The 1033-nt window shown below is 62.4% G+C and carries 2 protein-coding genes; one reads left to right on the top strand and one right to left on the bottom strand.

The features are described from left to right. Positions 1-174, top strand: a 174-nt coding sequence (locus tag A5696_RS18595; protein WP_197517015.1) for a class I SAM-dependent methyltransferase, incomplete at its 5' end; no start/stop codon positions are given. Between the two features lie 37 nt (positions 175-211). Here the strand turns inward: A5696_RS18595 and A5696_RS18590 are convergent. After that, a partial coding sequence (locus A5696_RS18590) for a cyclopropane mycolic acid synthase family methyltransferase (protein WP_067882261.1) occupies positions 212-1033 on the bottom strand: 822 nt, incomplete at its 5' end.

The following is a 1033-nucleotide window of genomic DNA, read 5'->3' as shown; positions in this document are numbered from 1 at the left end:
CACTACGCACGGACCCTGGAGACGTGGGCCGCGGCCCTCGAGGCGAACAAGGAGACGGCGCTCGCCATCCAGTCCCAAGAGGTCTACGACCGGTACATGAAGTACCTCACCGGCTGCGCCAAGCTGTTCCGCGAGGGCTACACCGACGTCAACCAATTCACCTGCGAGAAGTAGCCGGGCGCCTGGGAGCGCCCGGCCAGCGGTGCGCTACTTACTTGGCCAGCGTGAACTGGCCGACGTTGCTGATGCCCTTCAGGAAGAAGTTTTCACACCCCGTCAGGTAGTGCATATAGCGGTCGTAGACCTCCTGGGACTGGATGGCGATCGCCTTTTCCCGGTTCGCCGCTAAATTCGCCGCCCACATATTGAGCGTGCGGGCGTAGTGCTCCCGCAGCAATTGCACCTTTTCGACGGTGAATCCGGCCGCGGGCGCCAATTTCAGAATGTCTTCCTGCGCCGGCAACTGCCCGCCGGGAAAGATCTGGGTGTAGATGAATCGCGTGAACCGCACGTCGCTCATGGTCAGCGAGACGCCGAGCTCGTGCAGCTGTTTTTGGGAATGCGCGAGAATCGTGTGCAGCAACATCCGGCCGTCGTCGGGCAGGATCTCGTAGGCCCGTTCGAAAAACGCCGGCCAACGGTCCGCTTTGAACGCTTCGAAGGCGCCGATCGTGACAATGCGGTCGACCGGCTCGTGGAACTTCTCCCAGCCCTCCAGGAGCACTTGGCGGCCGCGGTGGGTGTCCATCTCGTCGAACATCTTCTGCACGTGGGCGGCCTGATTCTCCGACAGCGTCAGGCCCACGACGTTCACGTCGTACTTCTCGATGGCGCGCCTCATGGTGGCGCCCCAGCCACACCCGATGTCCAGCAGCGTCATGCCCGGCTCGAGGTTGAGCTTGCTCAGCGACAGGTCGATCTTGGCGATTTGGGCTTCCTCGAGCGTCATGTCGTCGCGCTCGAAGTAGGCGCAGCTGTAGGTCTGGGTGGGGTCCAGGAACAGCCGGAAGAAGTCGTCCGAGAGATCGTAGTG

Source organism: Mycobacterium sp. E2699 (assembly GCF_001666745.1).
Taxonomy (GTDB): domain Bacteria; phylum Actinomycetota; class Actinomycetes; order Mycobacteriales; family Mycobacteriaceae; genus Mycobacterium.
This window is presented reverse-complemented; position numbering and strand designations above follow the sequence as displayed.